The 18,245-nt window shown below is 67.4% G+C and carries 16 protein-coding genes; 8 read left to right on the forward strand and 8 right to left on the reverse strand.

The annotated features are described in order from the left end of the window. The first annotated feature begins 12 nt into the window (after nucleotides 1-12). Nucleotides 13-582 (forward strand): molybdenum cofactor biosynthesis protein MoaE, encoded by a 570-nt coding sequence (locus OHZ10_RS35125; protein ID WP_174994547.1) that lies wholly within the window; start codon nucleotides 13-15, stop codon nucleotides 580-582. Nucleotides 583-634: 52 nt separating this feature from the next. Beyond that, a complete protein-coding gene (moaD, locus tag OHZ10_RS35130) occupies nucleotides 635-892 on the forward strand; it encodes a molybdopterin converting factor subunit 1 (protein WP_059242064.1) in 258 nt (85 codons plus the stop codon). A gap of 27 nt (nucleotides 893-919) precedes the next feature. Here moaD and OHZ10_RS35135 read toward each other — a convergent pair whose 3' ends face one another. Continuing rightward, nucleotides 920-1,504 (reverse strand): TetR/AcrR family transcriptional regulator C-terminal domain-containing protein, encoded by a 585-nt coding sequence (locus OHZ10_RS35135; protein WP_342706452.1) that lies wholly within the window; start codon nucleotides 1,502-1,504, stop codon nucleotides 920-922. Between the two features lie 93 nt (nucleotides 1,505-1,597). Here OHZ10_RS35135 and OHZ10_RS35140 point away from each other — a divergent pair, with 93 nt between their 5' ends. Next, nucleotides 1,598-3,136 (forward strand): FAD-dependent monooxygenase, encoded by a 1,539-nt coding sequence (locus OHZ10_RS35140; RefSeq protein WP_059242067.1) that lies wholly within the window; start codon nucleotides 1,598-1,600, stop codon nucleotides 3,134-3,136. 94 nt (nucleotides 3,137-3,230) lie between these two features. Here OHZ10_RS35140 and OHZ10_RS35145 read toward each other — a convergent pair whose 3' ends face one another. Then, on the reverse strand, nucleotides 3,231-4,655 hold the full coding sequence (locus OHZ10_RS35145; RefSeq protein ID WP_342706453.1) for a PLP-dependent aminotransferase family protein: 1,425 nt from the start codon (nucleotides 4,653-4,655) through the stop codon (nucleotides 3,231-3,233). Between the two features lie 575 nt (nucleotides 4,656-5,230). On the opposite strand from OHZ10_RS35145, the gene OHZ10_RS35150 reads away from it, so the two are divergent. Then, nucleotides 5,231-7,405: a DUF4132 domain-containing protein gene (locus OHZ10_RS35150; protein ID WP_342706454.1), complete on the forward strand. Its 2,175-nt coding sequence runs from the start codon at nucleotides 5,231-5,233 to the stop codon at nucleotides 7,403-7,405. Between the two features lie 10 nt (nucleotides 7,406-7,415). Here the strand turns inward: OHZ10_RS35150 and OHZ10_RS35155 are convergent, their stop codons facing one another. After that, nucleotides 7,416-8,828, reverse strand: a complete 1,413-nt coding sequence (locus OHZ10_RS35155) for a PLP-dependent aminotransferase family protein (protein ID WP_342706455.1) — start codon at nucleotides 8,826-8,828, stop codon at nucleotides 7,416-7,418. Nucleotides 8,829-9,059: 231 nt separating this feature from the next. Here OHZ10_RS35155 and OHZ10_RS35160 point away from each other — a divergent pair, with 231 nt between their 5' ends. Continuing rightward, nucleotides 9,060-10,289: an NAD(P)/FAD-dependent oxidoreductase gene (locus OHZ10_RS35160; protein ID WP_059242076.1), complete on the forward strand. Its 1,230-nt coding sequence runs from the start codon at nucleotides 9,060-9,062 to the stop codon at nucleotides 10,287-10,289. Nucleotides 10,290-10,327: 38 nt separating this feature from the next. Further along, on the forward strand, nucleotides 10,328-11,479 hold the full coding sequence (locus OHZ10_RS35165; RefSeq protein ID WP_059242078.1) for a branched-chain amino acid ABC transporter substrate-binding protein: 1,152 nt from the start codon (nucleotides 10,328-10,330) through the stop codon (nucleotides 11,477-11,479). Nucleotides 11,480-11,509: 30 nt separating this feature from the next. Here the strand turns inward: OHZ10_RS35165 and OHZ10_RS35170 are convergent, their stop codons facing one another. Together OHZ10_RS35170 and OHZ10_RS35175 are read right to left on the reverse strand one after the other, a co-directional pair. Then, a complete protein-coding gene (locus tag OHZ10_RS35170; protein WP_059242079.1) occupies nucleotides 11,510-12,427 on the reverse strand; it encodes a hypothetical protein in 918 nt (305 codons plus the stop codon). Nucleotides 12,428-12,498: 71 nt separating this feature from the next. Then, complete coding sequence (locus OHZ10_RS35175; protein WP_059242081.1) at nucleotides 12,499-12,822, reverse strand: TfoX/Sxy family protein; 324 nt, start codon at nucleotides 12,820-12,822, stop codon at nucleotides 12,499-12,501. A 288-nt stretch (nucleotides 12,823-13,110) separates the two neighbouring features. On the opposite strand from OHZ10_RS35175, the gene OHZ10_RS35180 reads away from it, so the two are divergent. Continuing rightward, nucleotides 13,111-15,141: an SMI1/KNR4 family protein gene (locus OHZ10_RS35180; protein WP_342706456.1), complete on the forward strand. Its 2,031-nt coding sequence runs from the start codon at nucleotides 13,111-13,113 to the stop codon at nucleotides 15,139-15,141. Between the two features lie 214 nt (nucleotides 15,142-15,355). On the opposite strand, the gene OHZ10_RS35185 is transcribed toward OHZ10_RS35180, so the two are convergent. The 3 genes from OHZ10_RS35185 to OHZ10_RS35195 all read right to left on the reverse strand — a co-directional run bounded on the left by OHZ10_RS35185 (nucleotide 15,356) and on the right by OHZ10_RS35195 (nucleotide 17,481). Continuing rightward, entirely contained in the window at nucleotides 15,356-15,745 is a 390-nt protein-coding gene (locus tag OHZ10_RS35185; protein WP_226196821.1) for a tautomerase family protein, read from the reverse strand. A gap of 35 nt (nucleotides 15,746-15,780) precedes the next feature. After that, nucleotides 15,781-16,092 carry a carboxymuconolactone decarboxylase family protein gene (locus tag OHZ10_RS35190; RefSeq protein WP_059242087.1) on the reverse strand — a complete coding sequence of 104 codons (312 nt, stop codon included), beginning with the start codon at nucleotides 16,090-16,092 and terminating at the stop codon, nucleotides 15,781-15,783. Nucleotides 16,093-16,350: 258 nt separating this feature from the next. After that, nucleotides 16,351-17,481, reverse strand: a complete 1,131-nt coding sequence (locus tag OHZ10_RS35195) for a GlxA family transcriptional regulator (RefSeq protein ID WP_342706458.1) — start codon at nucleotides 17,479-17,481, stop codon at nucleotides 16,351-16,353. Here OHZ10_RS35195 and OHZ10_RS35200 point away from each other — a divergent pair. Next, a complete protein-coding gene (locus OHZ10_RS35200; protein WP_342706459.1) occupies nucleotides 17,480-18,229 on the forward strand; it encodes an NAD(P)H-dependent oxidoreductase in 750 nt (249 codons plus the stop codon). The two genes, OHZ10_RS35195 and OHZ10_RS35200, sit on opposite strands and share 2 nt — an antisense overlap. Nucleotides 18,230-18,245 lie beyond the last annotated feature (16 nt).

The following is an 18,245-nucleotide window of genomic DNA, read 5'->3' on the forward strand; positions in this document are numbered from 1 at the left end:
GGAGAACCTGTCATGACGACCTTCACCGAATCCCGCGCCGGGCTGCCGGACGATCCGCTGCGTGCCGGCAGCCCGCCTTCCGTCGACGCGACCGACCCGCACACCGAACCGGCGCCCTCGATTGCGGCCGGCTTCGAAGTGCGCGTCCAGTACGCGCCGATCGATGCCGGTGCCGAGCTCGCGCCGATCGTTCGCAATCCGAATGTCGGTGCGGTCGTGAATTTCCTCGGCGTCGTGCGCAAGGAAGGCGACGTCGACGACGTCGTCGCGCTGGAAGTCGAGCACTACCCGACGATGACCGAGCAGGCGCTCTGGAGCATCGTCGAGGAAGCCAGCGCGCGCTGGCGGCTCGAATCGGCCAAGATCGTGCACCGCGTGGGCCGCATCCCGCTCGGTCAGGCCGTCGTGCTGGTCGTGGTGGCCGCTGCGCATCGCGCCTCTGCATTCGATGCCTGCGAGTTCCTGATGGATTTCCTGAAGACCCATGCGCCGTTCTGGAAGAAGGAAATCCGGCACGACGGCGAATCCGGCTGGGTCGAGGCGAAAGCGCACGACGACCAGGCAATGCGGCGCTGGGGCTGACCGCGTCCGCTTCGCGCTTTCCGATTCCGCCGCTTCCGTTCAAGACATCGCGATGAAACTGACCATCAAATACTTTGCAAGCATCCGCGAGCAACTCGACACCGACGAAGAAACCGTCGAGGTCGATGCGCGCGAACTCACCGTCGATGCGCTGCGCAGCACGCTGGCCGCGCGCGACGCACGCAGCGCGGAAGCGCTGCGGATGGACCGCCCCGTGCGGGCGGCCGTGAACCTCGAGATGGTGACCGGGGAGTTCGTCGTGCGGGAGGACAGCGAGGTCGCGTTCTTTCCGCCGGTAACGGGCGGGTAACGCACCCCGACGCAAGGGAACGCGCGGCTACGCGCGGCCCACCCGCCGGCGCAAGCCGTCCACGATCAGGCCGAGCCCGAATTCGAACGCCACACCGGGGTCGATCGGCGCCAGCGTCACCCCGTTCGTCCGCGGCCGGTCGTCGGCCGCCTCGCGCCGCGCCGGCTCCTCCGCCCCGCCCCCCTGCGCGGCCTGCTGCTCCAGCACGCAGCCGATCGTAAACTGGCCTGCAGCCAGCATCGCCATCCCGGCCTCCTGCTCCGTCAGGCCGGCGCGTACCAGGTACGCGATTTTCGGCCTGATCCGCTCGACGGCATCGGGGCCCGGCGTCGAGCCCGCATGCAGCCGCGCACCGTCCCGATACGCGAGCAATGCGCGTCGAAAGCTGCGCGCGTTGTCCGCGAACCACGCGTCCCACTGCGCGATGCCGGCCGGCACGTCGAGCGTGTGATGCCGCGCCAGCGCGACGGCAGCCATTTCCGCCAGCAGCACCGACTTGTCGCGGTAATGCCAGTAAAGCGCCGCCGACTCGACCCCGAGCCGCTGCGCAAGGCGCCGGGTCGTCAGCGCATCAAGCCCCTGTTCGTCGAGCAGCGCGAGCGCCGCATCCACGATTTCGTCACGTCGTATCTTCGCCATGCTTGATTTTCTCTATCGATGATAGATAAACTTATCACCGATAAATTTTACGCGAAGGTGTGCCCGATGCCTACCTCTGTCACTACGACGCCGGTGCTGATCGCCGGCGGCGGGCTGGTCGGACTGTCCGCAGCCCTGTTCCTGCAGCGCCTCGATGTTCCGTTCATCCTGGTCGAGAAAAACACGGGCGTGTCACCGCTGCCCCGCGCACGCGGCATTCATCTGCGGACGATGGAACTGTTCCGTCAGGCCGGCGTGGAAGACGCCGTCACGGACGCAGCGGCCGGTGCGTGGCGTCAGGGTGCGTTCGGCGGGGCGCGTCGCGGGCGCACGCTGGTCGATGCGCAACCGGTCATCGACATCGCGGCCATGCAATCGAAGCTGGCCGCGATCGCGCCGTCGCCGTCGCGCTTCACCGCGTGCCCGCAGACGCTGATCGAGCCCGTACTGCGCCGGCATGTCGAAGCGCGCGGCGGCGATGTCCGCTTCGGCCACACGCTCGTGTCGTTCAGCATGACCGGCGACACCGTCCTTGCCACCGTGCGCGGCCCGGACGGCGTGGAAGCCGGGATCGAGGCCGCCTGGCTCGTCGGCGCCGACGGCGGTGGCAGCTTCGTGCGCCGGCATCTCGGCATCGATACGGCCGATACGCCGGCGCCGCAGCATTTCGTCAACATCTTCTTCCATGCGGATCTTGGCCGGACCGTGCAGGGCCGCACGTTCAGCCAGTGCGAGGTCGCGAACGCGACCGTGCGCGGCCTGTTCCTTGCCATGGACAACGCCGACAAGTGGTCATTCCATCTCGAGTACGACCCCGTGCAAGGGCCGCCGCCCGACCACGCACTGCCCGGCCTCGTGCGCGCCGCGATCGGTCTGGACGACCTCGGCATCGACATCCGGAGCCACGGCACGTGGAACACCGGCGTGCGCGTCGCGACGCGCTACCGGTCGGGCCGCGCGTTTCTGTGCGGCGACGCTGCGCACGTGATGCCGCCGTGGGGAGGATTCAACGCGACGACCGGCATCGCGGACGCGCACAATCTCGCGTGGAAGCTCGCCGCGACGCTGCGCGGCGACGCGGATGCGGCGCTGCTCGACAGCTACGATTCCGAGCGGCGGCCGCTGGCCGTGCGCAACGGGCATCAAGCGCTGCTGCGCAGCGACTTCGACGCGCGCTTCGGCATCGAGACCGACGCGAACCGGCACGTCTTCGCCGGATTGCTCGACACCGGCGACGTGCTGCTGCGTCATCGCTACCGGGAAGCCGGCGACGCACCGCCCGATTCCGTCGTGCAACTGCAGGCGCAAACCGGCACGCGCTTCCCGCATGCGTGGATCCGGCGCGATGGCCGGCAGATGTCGACACTCGACCTGTTCGGCAGCGGCTACGTGCTGCTCGCCGGCCCGGCCGCGCCGGTCGCCTCGTCGGGCCGCGCGAGCCTGAGCCGTGCGAACCCGGCCGTCCTGGTGGCCGGCAGGGATTTCGACTTCGTCGACGCCGCGACCGGCTGGCACGCGTCGACCGCGCTTCCCGACGACGGCCACGTGCTGGTCCGCCCCGACGGGTTCGTGCTGTACCGCTCGGACGAGCCGCCGCGCGACTGATGGCGGTTGATGCGCAGCCAGCGATCACTCAAAAAGACAAAGCCGGCACCCGGCCGGCTTCGTCGTCCAAGCGCATGACACCGCACGCGCCCGCTCACCGCATGCACGCCGCGGCCAGCTTCCCGACCGTGATCACCGCCTGTTCGATCTCCGGCGACCACGGGCTGCTGTAGTTCAACCGGATGAAGTTCCGGTAGTTGTCGGTGATCGAGAACATGTAGCCGGGACCGATCGTGATGCCCTGCTCCAGCGCGAGCTGGTACAGCCGCATCGCATCGACCTGCGCGGGCAGCTCGACCCACAGCACGTACCCGCCCGCCGGGCTCGAGATGCGCGTGCCTTCCGGGAAGAACCGCGACACCATCGCACGCATCAGGTTCGCCTGCTGCGCATACGCCTTGCGCAAACGCCGCAGGTGATGCTCATAGCCGTCGCGCTCGAGAAACTCCGCGATCGCGAGTTGCGGCAGCGACGGCGTCGCCAGCGTGTTCAGGAACTTCAGCTTCTCGACCTGATCGCGATAGCGGCCCGGCAACGCCCAGCCGATCCGGTATGCGGCCGTCAGGCTCTTCGAGAACGACGAGCAATGCAGCACGATCCCGGTCCGGTCATAGGATTTCAGCGAACTCGGATGCGTATCGCCGAAATACAGTTCGTTGTACACGCCGTTCTCGATCAGCGGCATGCCCGTTTTCGTTGCGTACTCAACCAGTTCGCGCTTGCGCTCGTCGGGCATCTGGAAGCCGAGCGGGTTCTGGAAGTTCGGCATCGCCATGCACGCGGCGATCGGCTGCGACTTCGCGATCGCGGCCAGCGCCGCGATGTCGATCCCGTACTCCGGATGCGTCGCGACCTCGATCGCCTTCATCCCCATCCGTTCGATCGCGTGCAGCATCGCGTAGAACGTCGGCGATTCCACCGCGATCGTGTCCCCCGGCTTCGCCACCGCCTGCAGGCACAGGTTGATCGCCTCCGTCGCGCCGACCGTCACGATGATCTCGTTCGGATCCACCGACATCCCGTTTTCCAGGTAGCGGCGCGCGATCTGCCGGATCAGCCGCGGATGGCCGGGCGGCAAGCCGTCCGTCACGCCCCACAGCGACTTGTCGCGGCCGGCTGCGTACGCATAGCGGTTCAGCTTCTCGAACGGGAACAGGCTCGGGTCCGGGTACGGCGAGCCGAGCGGCACCGCATCGTCGGTGCCGATCGAGCGCAGCGTCGACAGCACGAGCCGGCTCACATCGACCGACGACGAGATCGCGATCGGCTTCGACGGCCGCAACTCGCGCACCGGCGCGTGGCTGTCGTCGCGCCGCAGGTTCACGAAATAGCCCGACTGCGGCCGGCTTTCGAGCAGCCCGCGGCTTTCCAGCAGCAGATACGCATGCAGCACGGTCGTGATGCTGATCCGGTGCTGCTGGCTCGCCTGCCGCACCGACGGAATCCGGTCGCCGTGCCGGTACACGCCCTGGCGGATCAGACGCTCGATGTCGTCCGCGAGTTTTTCATAGAGTTTCATCGTGCGCCTCCCGCCGGCAGGCGCAGAAGCGCCGCCCTGCCGTGTGCGTCCGACACGCACGTGTTTCGCCCGCCGACCGGGCCGTCGTGATTCCTGATCTTTCCCTCCGGTTTTGCCTTTTCCATCGCACTGGCTCTCTTGAAGATGCGCCAACAGGGTTCCGGTACGACTGGATCTGCGGCACTGTGCACTTGATGATGGAATCTTAAGAGCAGAACAGTTGGCGGCGAGTACACACATCGACCACGCGAACAAGAGTACAGTTCGGCGCGAATCGCGCATGGCGGGATAACTGTACGTCTTATGAAATGGCCGGCTGGCCGGGAAACCGGCGCGGCGCGGCCGGATCGGCCCGGAACGCCCGCCGGACGGGCATTCGCCCGATTGCCTCAATCGGGGTGCAATACTGTGCGGCCGCACGGCGTTCAGTGCCGGAGTCAGTCCCATGCCGCACGCGATCGAACGAGCAGCCGGCCTCGGTGGCGCAATCCGAAACGCCCGACAAGTACAGATGAAATGGTGTCAAAACGAAACGGCCGACCGTGCACCGCACGCCGCCGGGAAGGAAACCGCACATGACCGATCGCAACCTCGCCGCGCTGCTCGTCGCGCGCCTGACCGGCACGGCCGACCATCCGCGCTTCACCGGCGCGCCGATCGACCTGTCGACGCTCGACGCGCACACGCTCGGTGCGGCCTGGCCGGCACTGCGTCGCGCCGAGTACGAGATCATGCTGCGCGACCACGCGTACGACGACCCGCGCGCCGAATTCGCGCGCTGGCTGCGCGGGCAGATCGACGCGCTCGGCCTGGAGCCGCTCGTCGACGCCGATACCGCACTCGAACTGTTCCGCGACATGCCGCCCGGCGGATGGAAACGCGCGCTGGAAGACCTGCCCTGCCTCGACGCGCTGCCGTCGCCCGCGCTGCAGGCCGAACTCGCGCGCATCGCGGGCGAACCGGAAGACGGCGAGATCCGCGCGAAGTCCGCATATGGCGCGTATGCGCTCGACTGGTTTGCCGGCCGCCGGGACTTCTCGGCGCGGCGCGAGGCCTACGCACAGGCGCTGGCCGACTCGCCGTTTCGCGTGCGCGAACTCGACGTGCTGCCCGAGCTGGGGCCGGCCGCGCTACTCGCGCTGGCCGCGTCGAGCAACGGCTACTTTGCGCCGAAGCGGCTGTGGCTCGATGCCAGCGATCCGGCCGTCACACTCGCGGAAGACGCCGCGTATGTCGCATTCGCGCACGACGCGCTGACCGACGCAGCAAGACAGATCGCGGCCCTTCATGCCGGCACCGTGCCGTACGAAGCCGACCGCGCGTTCACGATCGATGATGCACAGGTCGTTGCGCGCGCCGTGCGCGTGGCCGCCTATCGCGACGAAGCGTGGCTGCGCCCGCTGATCGGGCCGTTGCTGACGGGCGTGTGCGTCGCGCCGACGGCCGCGAAGACGGTGCCGTCGCAGTCGCTCGCGATCGCGCTTGGCCATGCAGTCGAAACGATCCCGACGCCCGAGAGCGTGCGCGCGCTGCGCGACGCGCTGGCCACGGTGCGTCATGCAGGCGTGCAGAAGAAGCTTGCACGCAACCTGAAACCGGCCGAACGCATGCTCGGCGAGCGGCCGCACACCGCGCTGCGGATGACGCTCGATGCAAAGCCCGACAAGAAGCAGCTTGCGATGCTCGCCACGTGCATGGAAGCCGGCTTCTGGCAGCCGATGACGCTCGGCCACGCCGAATGGCGCGAACGGCTCGTCGATGCGCCGGCCGGCGCCGCGTTCTCCGCGCGGATGATCTGGCAGGCGCGCGGCAGCGATGGCGCGACGCAATCGTTCATGCCCGACATCGCGAAAGGCAAGGTGGTGCTGCGCGACGCGGCCGGGCACGCGTGCGAGATCGCCGAGGACAGCGACATCCGGCTCTGGCACCCGCTGCTGGCCGACGCGGACGAACGGCTCGCGTGGCAGCGCGCGATCGTCGGCCGTTCGCTGCGGCAACCGGTCAGGCAGGCATTTCGCGAGTACTACGTACCGGCGGACGACGACGCGTCGGCCAGCGATTCCGCGATGTTCGAAGGTCATGTGCTGTCGAGCCGGCCGCTGCTCGGCGTCGCGCGCCGCGAAGGCTGGTCGATCCGCGCGTACGACGACGGACTCGTCCGCGAATTCGGCGACGTGCGCGCGACCTTTCTCGTCGATGCGCGGCTCTATCCCGGTTCGGAAAGCCACGGCACGTCGCGCCGGCTGCACGTCGAACGCCGGCATGAGCGTCGCTGGGCGCCGCTGCCGATCGGCGAGATCGACCCTGTCGTGTTCTCGGAAGTCGCGCGCGCGGTCGACCTGCTCGTCAGCGTGGCCGCGTTCGCGCTCGACGACGATGCAACGCGTGCGGCCACCGCCACGCGCACGACGGACCCGGTCCGCCAGCGCGATCTCGAAACGGAACGCTGGCAGCGCCTGAACCGCTTGTCGGATCTGCCGCTCGGCGTAATGGCGCGGCATCGCAAACACGTGCTGTCGCTCGTGTTCGCCGAACCGGTCGCACAAGGGAAGATCACGATCGACGAACGCCACGTGCGGGTCGGCGCGTGGTCGGTGCATTGCGCGACCGGCCGCGTGACGCGCGATGGCGCGCCTGTCGATGCCACAATCGAGCCGCCGCCGTCGCCGCTGCGCGCGGTGCCGTGGCTGCCTTACGACGAAGCGCTGCTGCAGCGGATCGTCGACGTCGTCGCGGATCTGCTCGACTGAGCGGGCGCCGTCAGATCGAACCGAACAGCGCGCGCGGCCGGTCCTTCAGCGTACCGGACAGGATCCGCAGCCCGTTGACGAGCTCGTCGCGCGTGGCCGGGCACGCGAGGTTGATGCGCACGCCATGCTCGATTTCCGCGCGATCGACCGCGAACGTCGACGACGGCATCACGATCACGCCGCGCGCCTTCGCATTCGCGGCGAAGTCGTCGGCACGCCACGGCGGCGGCAGCCGCAGCCACACGAACATGCACGCCGGATCGGACTTCAGCTGCCCGGCCGGCAGCAACTCCCGCGCGAGATCGACACGCGCGCGGATTTCCGCGAGTTGCGCGGCCATGATCCGCTCGGCGGTGCCGTCCTCGATCCATACCGTCGCGATCAGCATCGATGTCGGCGCGGGCATCCATGCGGTCGTACGCACGGCTTCCGCGCACAGCGCGACGCTGTCGCACGGGCAGCTCAGGTAGCCGAGGCGCAGCCCCGGCGCGAGGATCTTCGACGTCGCGCCGATATGGAACGTCAGCTCGGGACACAGCCCCGCGATCGCCGGCAGCCGGTCGCGCACGAGCGGGCCGTATACGTCGTCTTCGATGATCGTCACGTGATGGCGCCGCGCGACGTCGACGAGCGCCATCCGGCGCGCGAGGCTCATCGTCGTCACGGTCGGGTTCTGCAGGTTCGGCACGACGAAGATCGCCTTGACCGGCATGCGCTGGCAGATCCGCTCGATCTCGTCGGGCAGCAGGCCGTCGTCGTCGGCCGGCGCGCTGACGATCTCGAACTGGAACACCGGCGCGAGCGCCTTGAGGCCGTAGTACGTGAGGCGATCGGCAATGATCACGCCGTCGGTACCGATCAGGCTGTTCAGCACCGCATACAGCCCGTGCTGCGCGCCGCTCGTGACGACCACCTGGTCGCGCGGCGGCGTGAAGCCGGGCGCGGCGAGCCACTGCGCGCCGGCCGCGCGCGCCCAGTCGGGCCCCTGCGGCGGCTGGTATTCCTGCAGCGCGGCGAACCGCGGGTCGTTCGGCAGCGTGCCGAACGTCTGCGCGAGGCTCGCGAGAAACTCGCCGGTCGCCGGGCGGTTCACGGTCAGGTCGATCACGCCGTTGCCCGCCGCAAGCGACGCGCGGGCCGGCTCGATGCTCGGCATTGCGCCACCGGTGACGAGCGAACCGCGCCGCTTGCTGCCGATCACGAGGCCGCGCAGCTGCAGTTCCTTGTACGCACGCGACACGGTCGACACGTTGATGCCAAGCTCGGTCGCGAGCTGACGCTGCGGCGGCAGCCGGCTGCCCGGCGGATACGTGCCGTTGCGGATTTCCGCCTCGATCGAGCTCGATACCTCGACATAAGTCGGCCGCTTCGCCTGCACCAGCAGGCCGCTGTCGCGCTCGCCGGAAAGTTTGTCTGATGCCATTTGTCGCCCGTGACCACACAAAAAGCGTTTGTCTGCCGTTTTGGCTTGCCCAGCGATTGTATATGACATCCCCGCCCCGTCAAACGCCCAGGGAAAAGTCTGCTGAATCAATGCATTGGAATCGGGTAAACACTGGCACCACACAATCGATTTTTGATTGCACACAAAAAATTACTGTGTGATTCTTGATCGCAACTTTGTGTGAATCACGTGGACCGGAGGGGAAGCGTCATGGCGAATGTCGCCATCGTGGGTGCAGGCTTCATCGGGCTCGGCGCAGCGGCATGGCTGCAGCGCGACGGGCATCGCGTGACGCTGTTCGATCCGGCCGGCATCGGCCAGGGCGCGTCGTTCGGCAATGCCGCGACGTTCGCGCCGTACGGCTGCGTGCCGGTGAACGGCCCGTCCGTGTTCCGCAACATCCCGCACTTCCTGTTCGCTGCCGACAGCCCGCTGCGCATCCGCTGGCCTTACCTGCTGCGCGGCGCACCGTGGCTTGCGCGGTTCCTGCTCGCGTCGACGCCCGCGCGCCATGCGCGCAGCGCGAGCGCGCTGGCCGCGCTGCTGTCGCGCGCCGCCGACGGCTATGCGCCGCTGCTCGCGCCGCCGCGGCTCGCCGCGTTCGTGCGGCCGCGCGAATGCCTGTACCTGTATGCGCGGCAGGCATCGTTCGATGCCGCGCAACCGTCGCTCGCGCTGCGGCGCCGGCTCGGCGTGCCGTTCGAGACGCTCGACGCGAGCGCGATCCGCCAGCTCGAGCCCGCACTCGCGCCGATCTTCACGCGCGGCGTGCTGTTCGTCGGCAGCTGGCATTTCTCCGACCCGCACGGCTTTCTCGGCGAGCTGTTCGCGCAACTCGCCGCCTCCGGCGCAACGCTCGAACGGGTGCGCGTCGAGCGGATCGCGCCCGCCGGCGACAGCGTGAACGTGCAGGCGGGCGGCACGGTGCGCGCGTTCGATCATGTCGTCATTGCCGCAGGCGCACGCTCGCGCGAATTCGCGGCCGCGTGCGGCGACGCGGTGCCGCTCGATACCGAGCGCGGCTATCACGTGCAGTTCGCCACGCACGAGCCGATCGTCACGCGGCCGGTCGGCTGGGCCGAACGCGGCTTCTACATGACGCCGCTCGACGAAGGGTTGCGCGCGGCCGGCACCGTCGAACTCGGCGGCTTCGACGCGCCGATGAACCCGTCGCTCGTCGCGCTGCTCACGCGCTCCGCACGCGAAGCCGTGCCGTCGCTCGGCGCGCCGACGCGCAGCTGGCTCGGCTTCCGGCCGACGCTACCCGACGGCGTACCCGTCATCGGCCACGCGCGGCACAGCGCGCGCGTGATCCACGCATTCGGTCATCAGCATCTCGGCGTCACGCTCGCCGGCATCACCGGGCAGATCGTCGCCGACCTCGTCGCCCGGCGCACACCGCCGCTGGACCTCACGCCGTACCGGGCCGCGCGATTCTGACGCGCGCCACGACTTCCACCCACACAAGGAGAGGCATCATGAATCGTCGTCACTGGCTGGTATGGCTGGCCGTCTGCTCGATCGGCACGGTCGCGGGGGCCGCGCAGGCCGCGGACCCGGAAACCGTCAAGATCGGCTTCGCCGGCCCGCTGACGGGGCCGGTCGCGCGCGTCGGCAAGGATCTGCAATACGGCGCGCAGCTCGCACTCGACGAGGAGAACGCGAAGCATCCGACCGTCGGCGGCAAGCCGGTGCGCTTCGTGCTCGACGTGCAGGACGACCAGGCCGATCCGCGCATCGCGATCCAGGTCGCGCAGAAGCTGGTCGACGACGGCGTGGTCGGCGTGATCGGCCACTACAACTCCGGCTGCAGCATTCCGGCGTCGGCCGTCTACAAGCAGGCGAACGTCGCGATGATCACGCCCGGTTCGACCAATCCGCAACTGACGATGCAGGGCTTCAAGAACGTGTTCCGCACGATGGGGCACGACGGCGTCGGCGGCGTGGTGGCCGGCCGCTTCGCGGTCGAACAGCTGAAGGCGAAGCGGATCGGCATCATCGACGATCGCACCGCGTTCGGCCAGGGTCTCGCCGACGCGTTCGAGAAAGGCGTGAAGGACGCGCACGGCAGCATCGTCGGCCGCGAGTACACGAACGACAAGGCCGTCGATTTCCGCGGCATCCTGACGACGATGAAGAGCAACAACGTCGACCTGCTGTTCTTCGGCGGGCTCGACGAGCAAGGCGCGATGCTCGTCAAGCAGATGCGCTCGCTCGGCATCCGCGCGCAGCTGTTCGGCGCCGGCGCGTTGAAAAGCAACGCATTCCTGAAGATTGCCGGCAACGCGGGCGAAGGCACGCAGGATCTCGAGCCCGGCCCCGCGCTCGACAAGCTGCCGTCGGCCGTCGCGTTCGCGCAGCGCTACAAGGCGCGCTTCAACCAGGACGTCGAGCTGTATGCGCCGTTCGCGTACGACGCGGCGCTCGCGATGATCGCGGCGGTCCGCAAGGCTGATTCGCTCGATCGCGGCAAGATCGTCGCGAGCCTGCCGGGCGTATCGGTGACCGGCGTGACCGGCAAGATCTCGTTCGACGAGCGCGGCGACCTGATCAAGCCGCCGTACACGCTGTTCCGCGTCGAACAAGGGCAGTGGCACAGCATCCGCACGGTCGGCGGCGCGTCGAACTGATGCCGGGCCGCGCGCCGGCGGGCCACACCGTCAGCGCGCCGCCTGCTGCCGCTGCACCTCCTGCGCTTTCATCTGCAGATACGCGTTCCTTTCCACTTCGTGCAGTTGCTGCGGATACTGTTCGGTCGCGTCGAACCAGCGCGCGAGGCGCTGGTCGAGCGGCTTGTCGAGCGTCGCGAGATACGTGTCGATCGCGAGGTAGTAGCGCATCGTGTTGCGCTCCAGCAGCCCGCGCACGCCGCCGATGTACTGCGGCTGCGCGGCCGATGCGCCGACGTTCGTGAACCCGACCTTGTCGCTGCCGACCGTTGCCAGGTAGGTCTTCATCGCCATCCGGCCGACCGTGCCGAAGCCATACGAATACGTGAGGTGCAGGAACGTGCGCGACCCGCCGGCCGGCACGGCCTCCAGCGCGATCCGGTAGTCCTTCGTGCCCATCGGGCCGCTGTCGGCGGTCAGGTCGACCTGGAAATAGTCGGGCGTCGCGGCCGCCACGCGATAGCGGAATTGCACGCGATAGGTGTCCGACAGCTTCTGCTGGATCTTGCGGCCGAGGTTCACGTCGAGCACCGGGCCGTTGCTGCCGCTCGACGCGTGACAGTACTTCGTGTTCAGGTGCAGGATCAGCACCGCGCACCAGTTCGCCGGGCCCTGCGCAGGATCGTCGAGCTGATCGCTCACGACCGCGAACGGATAATCGACCACCGCGTAGATGTCGCCCTTCAGCGATGACGACGATTCCGCCGATTCGAGGACCACCGGCCGGTGAAACGCGTTGTCCTTCAGTTGCGCGCCGAGGCTGCGATAGCGATCGAGCAACGCGGCCGCGCCGCCCGCACCGTCCGCGCCGAACGACAACGCGCTCCAGCCAAGACACGCAACCGCGACGAGCGCGTGCCACGCGCGGCGGGCACGCCACGTGCCGCGCGGATGTCCGGATGTCTCCATTCTTGTACTCCCTGGCGCGCGATGGCCGCACGCATGTGTCACAGAATACGCCTGCGTGTCGCGCACTGTCGCTATCGGCTCCGCTTCACCGGCATCGGCAACTGCGCGGCGGTGATCCGGATCAATGCCGACAGCCATTCGCGGTCGTCCCAGCGATCGCCGGCGATGACGAGGTGCGGCTTCGCGGCCGGATACGGCGGGGCTTCTTCGCAGGCGCCGAGATACGCGCGCCCTTCCGGGGTCGGCTTGACGAACAGCCGGTCGTCGCAGACGAGCGCGACCATCTTGCCATCGCAATAGATGCCATACTCGCCGAACATCTTGCGGGACGAGACCGTACCGGCCGCCGCGATCTGCTCGACGATGAAATCGACCGTGCTCTGGCTGGATGCCATTCACTGCTCCTTGCGAAAAAAATTATGACCGCCGCGTGCACCGACCGTTCCGTGCCATCGGCCGATGCGTTGCGGCGCGTCATTCATTCGTCGACCGCCAGCCTGTTCCAGCACCGGCCGGGCCGTCCCTGCCGACAATCTCCTGACACACCTGACAGTTACATCGCAACGCGATGAATCGTCCAATAGCGCTTCACAAAAATCCGCCTTCGGTCACGCGTCTGGAGAGAGACGCGGGCCACCTGGCCGCACAATGGTGTGCCACGAAGCATCACGACGAGGAACCCGATGAGCGTACCCGCCCGCTATCCCGCATGGCTCAGGCAAGCCTATGAACCATGCCGGCGCCTCGTTCCCGGCGCGATGCTGAGCGAGTCGATCCCGATCGACGAAGCGGCATTGCGCGTCACGGCGGAGGACATCCTCGCCCCGGACGACGTTCCGTCCGTTCCGCTGGCCGCCTGCGACGGCTATGCGCTGCGTGCGGCCGATACAGCAACCGCCTCTTGCCGGGAACCCGTCGAGCTCGACTGCAAAGTCGGGCTGGGCCAGCTGGCGTCGCGAACGGCCAGCCCGGCTGCCCGCGCGCTCGGCGAACGGCAAGTGGCCAGCATTCCCGCCTACGTCGCGATGCCGGATCACGCCGACACGGTTGCGCCGAACGCCGAGCATCGGTGGATCGACTCGCACACGGGCGCACGCCTGCGGTTTCATGCGCCGCTGGCGGAAGGGCAGCACGTGATCGCCATCGGCAGTGAATTCCGGAAAGGACACGTGCTGCTCGCGAAAGGGATGCGGATCACGCCCGCGCGACAGGCGGCGCTGATAGCGGCAGGTGTGCGCGACGTTGCCGTCACGAGGCGGCCGCGTGTCGGCGTCGTGATCGCCAGTTACGATGTGGCGCCGCCGGGCCACGCGCGCGAACCCTGGCAGCGATTCGACTCGATGGGCCCGTATCTGCGCGCGGTGCTGCGGCAATGGGGTTACGACGTCCCGGTCGTCGAATATCTGCCGTTGCCTTCGACAGATTCGTTGTCGCCCGAGGTGGAGCGCAACGAACGGGCCTTCAGGCAGCAGCTGGTCGAGCTGTCCAGCCGCTACGACCTGATCGTCGGCGCCGGATTGCCGGCGGGTGCGCCATTCGGGATTCGCGGCCTGAATGCGCAGATGATGTATTCGAACAGCCGGGAGACGGTCCAGGTCCGGCAGGTGCCCGGCGAACGCTTCAACGTCGGGCGAAGCGAAGACCGCTCGCCGCCGACGAAGTGGACAGTGAAATCCGCGAGGCCGGACGGCTTCGTCTACCGGACGGAGTCGTTCACCCGCTACGACCAGGCCGTGCTGGTCAACCTGCCGGGTCACACGAGCGGCGTCGCCGTACTGCTGCATACGATCGTCCCGCACGTGCTCGACCTGCTGGAGCACATGGCGACGCCGGGGCCGTATTGGGAAACCGCACTGACCGCGCACGACATCGAATCCGATGCCGAAGTCAACGGGATGCGATGGGGCAATCTGTCCGCCACCGAACGCGGCGAATCGCGGGTCCGTCTTCTGCCGTTCCAGGGTGACGGCCCCATCCGCGGCGTGGCCGAAGCCGACGTGCTCGTCGCGATCCCGGCGGGCGTCGATGCACTGCCGGCCGGGACGCCCGTGCTGTTTCTGCGACTGGATGGCACGGGTACGCGCGCGTCGCGCACCGATGTCACGACGGACGACACCGCGACCGTTCCGGCGCAGCCGCCGCAGGCCGCGGCCTCCGCCGCTGCACCAGTTGCCGGCGCCGTTGCGCCTGATGTTCACGATGCATGGAAACGCATCGAACACGCGATCGCCGCCCATCCCGCGAGCTTGCCGGGCGGCCTGAACGGGCCGGCCGACGCTCTTGCGATTGCCGAACTCCAAGCCGCGCTGGGTTCGACGCTGCCGGACGACCTGATCGCCAGCCTCCGGTTGCACGACGGGCAAGCCGATCCCGACGCCGTGTTCGCCGAAAGCGATGCGTTGTTGAGCGCGCAGGAGATCGTCGCGCAATGGTCGATCTGGCAGAAACTGGTTGCGTCCGGCGACTTCGACGGCATGTCATCGGAGCCCGACGCCGGCATTCGCGACGACTGGTACAACCTCAAGTGGCTTCCGTTCACGCACGACGGCAGCGGCAACCATCTGTGCATCGACCTCGATCCCGCGGCAGGCGGCGTGGCAGGCCAGGTGATCCGCGTGTGGCATGACGACGAGCTGCGCGAACGCGTCGCGTCCAGTTATGCGGAATGGCTCGCGGGCGTAGCCGCGGAGCGCGACGACCGGTCCGGCGATTGACCGGCCGGAGAATGCGGGCCGGGGCGCCTTACCGAAGCCGGCAGTCGTCGATCGACTGCTCCGCGCACGTGCGCTTGTCGAAGCACTCGGCCCGGATGGTGGACATCCCGCGCTTTCGCCTTCGATGCGCGTCGGCCCTTTCGGTGCATCGGCTCTCGAAGGCGTTTTCTCCGTCGTCGCATGACCTGGTTCGGACCTCACGTCAACGCGATTCTCACGGTACGGCCCGATGAGCCGGCGGCGCCGTCAGCGATGCGGCCCGGCCATGCCCGAACGACCAGTCGTCGGCACCGGTCGTGCCGATGATCACCATCACGTCCGCGGGCCGGATACCGGGGCTGTCCGCGAGCCGTTCGACGAGTTTCGCGTAGAACGCCGCTTTACACGCAGGACTGCGCACGCGGCCAGCCGTGATGTGGATCAGGACGAAATCGTCGGTGCGCGGCCCGCCACCGTAGTCCCGGTCATAGACCAGTTCGCCCGGCCGGCACTGCTGAAAGATCTGGAAGCAATCCCCGGCCGGCACCTCGAACGTTTGCTCGAGCGCCTCCTGCAAGCTCCTCGAAATCGCCGCCAACCAGTCGGCGGGCTTACCGTCCAGCAACGCAATTCTCGCGTAAGGCATCGGACACCTCTCCGTTATTCGGGCAGCGCGGCGAGCGCATTGATCGCGGATGCCGCGGCGGGCCAGCCGGCGTAGAACGCGAGGTGGGTGATCAGTTCTCCCAGCTCGCCTTTCGTGACGCCGTTGGCGATGGCTCGCTGCAGGTGTCCGGGCAGTTGCTCGGGACGATAGAGCGCCGTGAGCGCAGCAACGGTGGCAATGCTGCGCTCCCGTGGCGAAAGCTCGGGGCGCTGCCAGACATCGCCAAAGAGCACGTCTTCGCTCAGCTGAGCGAGCTTTGGAGCGAATCGCGTGATTTTTTCCAGATCGGTGGCGGGTTTGGCCATCAGGGCACCTGTGGTGGGGATTGACGGCTTTCAGTCTAGCCAGCCACGCGCATGCTGAATATTTGAAATATCTGCATCAACGATCCTGTTTTTTTGAACGATCGACATCCGCCCGATATTGCCGGATCTGGCCGTGCGCCGTCGTTTCGCAACCGGTGTCGAAACGGCAGCGTTGCCCAGGCGGCGGAACGGCTGAATCGCTCGCCATCGGCCGCCGGCCGCCGGCGCGCCACTGAAAAAGCGCGAGGACCACGCGGGTCAGGATGTTCGAAAACGCCCACGGTACGCGCCCGGGCTCAGCCCGACCCGCTCCTTGAACAACCTGCAGAACGAACTCACGTCGCTATAGCCGACCTTGACTGCAACCGCCTCGATACTCAGGTCGCCCGCCTCGAACAGCCCACGGGCCGCCTCGATTCTCAGGCTTTGCAAATAACGCAGCGGTGTCTGATCCAGCGCGGCCTGAAAGCGGCGGATGAGGGTCCGCTCGCTCACGCCGAGTTCGCTCGCGAGCACCGATATCCGCACCTCTTTTGCCATGCTCCTCTGCAGCCGGTGCTGGGCGCGATGAACCAGCGAATCGCCATGAACCTTGTCGGCCAGCAACGGGAGATAAGGCGTTTGCCGGGTCTGGCTGACGTCGATGAGCATGGTCTTCGCGCAGAGCGACGCAATCGTCGGCCCCGACAGACGCTCGATGATGTGAATCGTCTGCAGCAGATAGGAGGCCGATGCGCCGGCGCAAATCAGGCGATCGACTTCAGTCAGAACGGGTTCGACCTGAAGATTCACACGGGGAAACCTGGCGCGAAACTGGTCGGCGAGCCACCACGTCGTCGTCGCCGATCGTCCGTCGAGCAGGCCGGTCTTCGCCAGAATGAAGGTGCCGGTGCAGTTTGCCGCGACACAAGCGCCGGCGTGCCATTGTGCGATCAGCCAGTCGCACGCCATCGATTGACTCGCCAGCAGCTTGTCGAACGCCTTGTGCCCGGCGTAGTGCGCACTAGGGACGAACACCAGGTCGAATCGCTGCCGCGGGCGAATCGGTTGCGTACTGATCTCCAGACCGTTGCTGGTCCTGACCGGACCGCCATGCTGCGACACGAAATGCCACTCGTAGCGCGCCCCCGCTTCGCCGTTCTGCCGCTTCAGGTGGGAATTCGCAACCTGAAGTATGTCGGCGAATCCCCCCAGGCTGAAGGCATAGCAATTTTCGTAGGCAAGGATGGCCGCGCGGTGCATGTCGGATTTCGCAAAGTGTTTGTCACTTCCGCCAATGTACAGCAGCGCGCGGCGCGACGAAACTTTCGATGCGAAGTCAGGTTTCACGCCTGATACCCGCGTTCCAGCCGGTATCCATTGCCCTTTCGTCACGAGGCCAGCTTTCATGAAAGTCCTGATCGTCCACGCGCATCCCGAACCGCAGTCATTCTGCACGGCACTCAAAACCACGGCAGTCGATGTGCTCGGCGGCGCCGGGCACGAAGTGGAGGTGTCGGATCTCTATGCCATGGGTTTCAATCCCGTCGCATCCGCCGATGACTTCGGAACACGCGCCAACCCCGACTACTGCGTCTATGCACTCGAGCAGCGCCATGGCGTTGCCGGCGGCACCATCGCCCCGGACATCAAGGACGAACTCGAGAAGCTCATGCGATGCGACTTGCTCATCCTGAACTTTCCGCTGTTCTGGTTCTCGACCCCGGCGATACTCAAGGGCTGGATCGATCGCGTTCTCGTCTCCGGACCCGTTTATGGCGGCATGCGCTTCTACAATCGCGGCGGCCTGCGCGGGAAGCGCGCCGTGGTGAGTCTCACGCTGGGCGGACAGGCTCACATGTTCGCTGACGACGGCGTCCACGGGCCACTCATGGACATGCTGCGGCCGCTGCTGCAAGGCACGCTCGGCTATACCGGGCTCGATGTGCTCGAGCCGTTCGTGGCCTGGCATGTTCCTTATGTCACGCACGACGTGCGACTCGACTATCTGGCCGCCTGGCGAAGCCGCTTGTCGTCGCTCGCGACGGAATCACCGCTTCCATTCCCGAGTCTCGATGACTTCGACGAACGTTTGCATCCGGTCACCGGCGCAACCCCGGCGATCGAAACACGCCAGGTAGCGCGCGTGAAGATGTGAACGGGCGAAAATGTCG

Origin of the sequence: Burkholderia arboris (assembly GCF_038723655.1) — a bacterium.
In the GTDB taxonomy this organism is placed as follows: domain Bacteria; phylum Pseudomonadota; class Gammaproteobacteria; order Burkholderiales; family Burkholderiaceae; genus Burkholderia; species Burkholderia arboris.

Bases quoted from the DNA above. Each gene is read 5' to 3' on its own strand.
- OHZ10_RS35145 (WP_342706453.1), bottom strand. From the start codon at position 4,655: ATGAAACTCTATGAAAAACTCGCGGACGACATCGAGCGTCTGATCCGC.
- OHZ10_RS35175 (WP_059242081.1), bottom strand. From the start codon at position 12,822: ATGGCATCCAGCCAGAGCACGGTCGATTTCATCGTCGAGCAGATCGCG.
- OHZ10_RS35200 (WP_342706459.1), top strand. From the start codon at position 17,480: ATGAAAGTCCTGATCGTCCACGCGCATCCCGAACCGCAGTCATTCTGC.
- OHZ10_RS35140 (WP_059242067.1), top strand. From the start codon at position 1,598: ATGCCTACCTCTGTCACTACGACGCCGGTGCTGATCGCCGGCGGCGGG.
- moaD (WP_059242064.1), top strand. From the start codon at position 635: ATGAAACTGACCATCAAATACTTTGCAAGCATCCGCGAGCAACTCGAC.
- OHZ10_RS35125 (WP_174994547.1), top strand. From the start codon at position 13: ATGACGACCTTCACCGAATCCCGCGCCGGGCTGCCGGACGATCCGCTG.
- OHZ10_RS35190 (WP_059242087.1), bottom strand. From the start codon at position 16,092: ATGGCCAAACCCGCCACCGATCTGGAAAAAATCACGCGATTCGCTCCA.
- OHZ10_RS35165 (WP_059242078.1), top strand. From the start codon at position 10,328: ATGAATCGTCGTCACTGGCTGGTATGGCTGGCCGTCTGCTCGATCGGC.
- OHZ10_RS35160 (WP_059242076.1), top strand. From the start codon at position 9,060: ATGGCGAATGTCGCCATCGTGGGTGCAGGCTTCATCGGGCTCGGCGCA.
- OHZ10_RS35195 (WP_342706458.1), bottom strand. From the start codon at position 17,481: ATGAAAGCTGGCCTCGTGACGAAAGGGCAATGGATACCGGCTGGAACG.
- OHZ10_RS35150 (WP_342706454.1), top strand. From the start codon at position 5,231: ATGACCGATCGCAACCTCGCCGCGCTGCTCGTCGCGCGCCTGACCGGC.
- OHZ10_RS35155 (WP_342706455.1), bottom strand. From the start codon at position 8,828: ATGGCATCAGACAAACTTTCCGGCGAGCGCGACAGCGGCCTGCTGGTG.
- OHZ10_RS35170 (WP_059242079.1), bottom strand. From the start codon at position 12,427: ATGGAGACATCCGGACATCCGCGCGGCACGTGGCGTGCCCGCCGCGCG.
- OHZ10_RS35180 (WP_342706456.1), top strand. From the start codon at position 13,111: ATGAGCGTACCCGCCCGCTATCCCGCATGGCTCAGGCAAGCCTATGAA.